Source organism: Streptomyces lushanensis, from assembly GCF_001700515.1.
Taxonomy (GTDB): Bacteria; Actinomycetota; Actinomycetes; order Streptomycetales; family Streptomycetaceae; genus Streptomyces; species Streptomyces lushanensis.
In genome coordinates this window covers 1-4,698 of record NZ_MAUD01000439.1, presented here as the reverse complement: position 1 = coordinate 4,698, position 4,698 = coordinate 1, and the positions used below count along the sequence as shown (strand labels likewise).

Sequence of the window (4,698 nt, the reverse complement as noted above, 5' to 3'; positions counted from 1 at the left end):
CCGCTGTGGGGCAAGCTCTCCGACCTCTACAACAAGAAGCTGCTGCTCCAGTTCTCGCTCGCCATGTTCGTGGTCGGGTCGCTGCTCGCCGGCTTCTCGCAGGGTGTCGGACTGCTCATCTTCAGCCGGGTCGTCCAGGGCATCGGCGCGGGCGGTCTGACCGCCCTGGCGCAGGTCGTGATGGCGGCGGTCATCCCGCCGCGGCGGCTGGGCAGGTACGCCGGTATCTTCGGCGCCGTCTTCGCCATCGGCACGGTCGCCGGGCCGCTGGTCGGCGGTGTGCTGGTGGACACCTCGTGGCTGGGCTGGCGCTGGTGCTTCTTCATCGGAGTGCCCTTCGCGCTCGCCGCGATCCTGATCCTCCAGCGCACGCTGCGGCTGCCCACGGTCCGCCGTGATGTGAGGATCGACTATCTGGGCGCGTTCCTGATCGTCGCGGGTGTCAGCGCCCTGCTGATCTGGACCTCGCTGGCGGGCAACCAGTTCGACTGGGCGTCCTGGCAGACGGCCGCGCTGACCGGTGCGGGTGTCGTGCTCCTGGTCGCGGCGGTCTTCGTGGAGGCCCGGGTTCCCGAGCCGGTCATCCCGCTGGACATCTTCCGCAACCGCACCGTCTCCCTGACCACGGTGGCGAGCCTGCTGGTCGGTGTCGCGATGTTCGGCGGCACCGTCTTCCTCTCGCAGTACTTCCAGATCTCGCTGGGCAAGTCGCCGACCGTGGCGGGCCTGATGAGCCTGCCGCTGATCCTCGGTCTGCTGGTCTCCTCCACGGTCGCCGGCCAGATCATCAGCGCCACCGGCAAGTGGAAGATCCATCTGATCGCGGGCGCCGTGATCATGACGGGCGGTCTCGCTCTGCTGGCCACGATCGACGCCGACACCGGCTTCGGCCTGCTCAGCGTCTACATGGCCGTGCTCGGTATCGGCGTCGGCATGCTGATGCAGAACCTGGTGCTGGCGGCCCAGAACGATGTGCCGGCGGCCGAACTCGGCGCGGCCACCTCGGTCCTGTCGTTCTTCCGCAGCATGGGCGGCACGATCGGTACGAGCGTGCTCGGCGCGATCCTGGCCAACCGGGTGACGGCCGAGATGACCAAGAGCCTGGGCGGAGCGGACGGGTCGGCCTCCGGCGGCGAGAACTCCGTACCCGACATCTCCACACTGCCCGCGCCGATGCGGGAGATCGTGCAGCACGCGTACGGCGTGGCCACGGCGGAGCTCTTCCTCGTCGCCGCTCCCTTCGCCGCGCTCGCGCTGGTCGCCGTCCTCTTCCTCAAGGAGAAGCCGCTCAAGACGACGAGCGGTATGGAGCGGCTCGCCGAGGAGAGCAAGGCAGAGACAGGCACGGCCGGGGAGAGCGCGGCCGGGAAGGGCGAGCGGGGCTCGGCGGAGGACCGTCCCTCGGCCACTCCGCCCACCCCGGTGGGCTGACCGTCCCCGTGGTCCTCGCGTCGGGCGTGACGGTGACCGTCACGCACCGGAGCGCGTCCGCGCGGACAGGCAGGAAGGGCGACGGGCTCCGGGCCCGTCGCCCTTCCTGCCTCACACGCGGTGCCGGTTCTCAGACGCCGTAGGGCCGCATCGCGGGAGCGGCGACGGCGGCGGAGACGACGCTGTTCCGGCCGTGCAGCACCAGCGCGCGGGCAAGGAAGCCCAGCGCCGCCGTGCACACCAGGGTCCGGACGATGTTGCTCGTCTCCCAGGTGCCCTTGAACTTGTCGACGATCGAGAAGTCCGTGATCTTGGCCGGGTCACCGGCGGCGGCCAGCTCGTTGTTGAGCGGGATGTTGACGCTGAACGTGATCATCAGGGCCACCAGATAGAGCACGGCCGCGGCCCCGATCCACAGGGCGGTCCCCCGCCGGCCCCGGCGGAACTCCAGGAACGCGGCGACCGCGGCGGCCAGCAGGGCGCCGATGAAGGCCATGCCGAAGAGACCGTTGCCGTCGATCAGCGCGTTGAAGTTCTGCATCGCGTCGACATACGTACGGTCGTCCGTCCTGGCCAGACCGGGCATGACCGAGATGTCGTACGCGAAGAAGAGACCCGCCATGAGCCCCATCATGATGGTGGCGATCATCAGCAGGGGCCCGACCGCCTTGCTCTGGGGCACGGGCGACGGCGCGGGTGCCTGCGGCGGGTAGGCGGCGTAGGGGTTGGGGGTACCGGGCGCGTTGTAGCTCATGGGATGTCCTTGTCTGGTGGTCGAAGCCGTCCGATGCGAGGTGATCCGGCGGCTGCCACGGTGTTGTCGCCGACGCCGCCGACGCGTGACACGGCGACGGGTCCGCCCGCTGATCTCAGAGTGTCCACGCGGCCTTTGGTCCGGTTCCCTGGGCAATCCTCATGATCTGCGTCATGAGACCAGTCAAGTCCAGTGCGTTGAGACGGTACATAGCCACGAAGCTCAGGTTCATATTTCTGCGTCCAAGCCGGAGTTGACCGGCCCGAAGATCATGGCAGGGCCGGTGGCGGCCCGCCAGACCCGCTGGAGCCATCCTCGACCGGGGCTCCAGCGGGCGGAGTTCGAGGTCCTGGGGCGTGCCGCGGCAGTCCGGCCCGGCACCGAGGACCGACCGACACGCTTCAGGCGGCGGGGGCCGGGACGGGTACCCGTACGGGCAGGTTCCTCGCCGCCGCGCCGACGCCCAGATTCTGGTGGATCTCCATCGTGGCCGTCGAGCGGTTCAGCGTGATGTAGTGCAGGCCCGGAGCGCCCTCCGCGAGCAGCCGCTCGGCCATGGCCGTGGCGTACTCGACACCGATCCGGTGGCCCTCACCGGGCTGATCGCGGACCGCTTCGAGCCGCGCGGCGAGTTCGTCGGGGAAGCGGGCGTCGCTGAGTTCCGCGAACCGGCGGATCTGGCGGTGGTCGGTGGCCGGCATGATCTCCGGAATGACCGGCGTCGTGCATCCGGCGGCCTCGATCCGGTCGCGCAGGCGCAGATAGTCCTCCACGTGGAAGAACATCTGGGTGATGGCGTAGTCGGCGCCCGCCCGGCACTTGGCCACGAAGTGGCGGATGTCGCTCTCCCAGTCGGCCGAGCGCGGATGGCGTTCGGGAAAGGCCGCCACGCCGACGGTGAAGTCGCCCAGCTCCCGGATCAGGGAGACCAGTTCGCTCGCCTGGGCGAAGCCCTCGGGGTGGCGGACCCACTCACCGCGCGGATCGCCCGGCGGATCGCCGCGCAGCGCGAGTACGTCCCGGATGCCGGCGTCCGCGTACTGGCCGATGATGTGGCGCAGTTCGGCGACGGAGTGGCCGACCGCGGTGAGATGCGCGACCGGGCGCAGTGTGGTCTCGGCGGCGATGCGCTTGGTGACCTCGATCGTACGGTCGCGCGAGGAGCCGCCCGCTCCGTAGGTCACCGAGACGAAGGTGGGCGCGAGCGCCTCGATCCGGCGGATCGCGGTCCACAGCGTACGCTCGCCCGCCTCGGTCTTCGGCGGGAAGAACTCGAAGGAGAACGAGCGCCCTCCGTCGGCCGGCCGGACGCGTGGGCCTGGCCTCGGGTGCTGCGGACGTTCCGGCTTCTGTGCCGCCATGGCGGGGGGTCCTTCCTGGTCGCTCGGTGTGTGGGTGAATACGGTCCGCACACACTAGCCGCGATGGGCCGCGCGCACCTGGAGAGGACCAAAGGACTGATCAGGGGCATGGCCGGGCCCGGCAACCAGCCGTGCGGGGAGGGGAGTTCAGACGCGTGCCGCGGCGCCGCGACCGAGCAGCAGACATTCCTCCAGGAAGGCCAGCGCCCGCAGATGGTAGGTGCGGGCCGCGCGGCCGATGCTGATGTTGTGCCCGGCGGCCGGCAGCCGCTCCACCGTGACGAGAGGCGAGGCCGTCAGCCGGCTCTTCATCGAGGCGAGCGAGGCGTCGTCCAGCTCCCACCAGAGCTCGTGCTCGGCGAAGGTCAGCCGGAGCGGATTGGTGATGTGCCCGGCCAGCCGCGGGTACTGGATGGGCCACACCGCCGTCTGGATCTCCTCGCGCCGCGGCACCGGCCGCAGCAGGGAGCGGCTGGCGCGGAAGGTACCGGGAGCGTAGAGGTTGAGCGGGCCCCAGTTGAGCCGCGAGGCACCACCGCCGAGGGTGTCGGGGAAGTGCCGGGCCTCGCGGGCGTAGCGCCAGCCGCAGCCGTTGACGTCCAGGCCGATCAGCGCGCTGCCCGCGTCCTGCGCCGCCATGTGCAGACTGACCTTGCCGCCGTCGGAGTGGGCGACCACGAAGAACCCGGCTCCGGTCGGGTGGTTCCTGGCGAAGTCGGTGAGCGCCGCGTGCAGGGTCGTCGCCTGCTCGCCGAGCGGCTGGCCCTCCGGGAGCTGCCGGACGGAGGCGCCGTAGCCGGGCCGGTCGAGCGCCAGTACGGAGTAGCCCAGCCGCGCGCCGAGAGTGAGCAGTGAGTCGGCCGGGTCGGTCAGCCCGTTGAAGTACTCGGCGCACATGCCCCGGCCGTGGATGGCGACGACCACGGCGCGCGGTTCGCCGCCCTCGGGCTCGGCGAGCAGGCCCGACACCTGTACGCCGTCGGCGTCGAGGAGGACGGGACGAACGGCTGAGGGCACTTCGGCGGGGACGACCGGTCCGGCCGGTGCCACGGAGACGGCGGGGACGGCCGGTTCCGTGAGGAGGGCGGGTGCGACCGGTGCGGCGGGTTCTGCGGGGACGGCGGGGACGGCGGGTGCGGCGGGTGCGGCGGG

Annotated in this window: 4 protein-coding genes; 1 reads left to right on the top strand and 3 read right to left on the bottom strand. The window is 70.9% G+C overall.

The window, feature by feature from the left end:
• Positions 1-1,431: MFS transporter (locus tag BFF77_RS28900; protein WP_066955672.1), on the top strand; the 1,431-nt coding region annotated here is incomplete at its 5' end.
• Between the two features lie 130 nt (positions 1,432-1,561).
• Here the strand turns inward: BFF77_RS28900 and BFF77_RS28895 are convergent.
• From BFF77_RS28895 to BFF77_RS28885, 3 genes are all read right to left on the bottom strand, one after another.
• The gene (locus BFF77_RS28895; protein WP_079125583.1) at positions 1,562-2,185 is read right to left on the bottom strand and encodes an anthrone oxygenase family protein; all 624 of its coding nucleotides are present in this window, start codon (positions 2,183-2,185) and stop codon (positions 1,562-1,564) included.
• A gap of 401 nt (positions 2,186-2,586) precedes the next feature.
• Positions 2,587-3,546 (bottom strand): methylenetetrahydrofolate reductase [NAD(P)H], encoded by a 960-nt coding sequence (gene metF / locus BFF77_RS28890; RefSeq protein WP_079125582.1) that lies wholly within the window; start codon positions 3,544-3,546, stop codon positions 2,587-2,589.
• 147 nt (positions 3,547-3,693) lie between these two features.
• Positions 3,694-4,698: alpha/beta hydrolase (locus BFF77_RS28885; RefSeq protein ID WP_425424437.1), on the bottom strand; the 1,005-nt coding region annotated here is incomplete at its 5' end.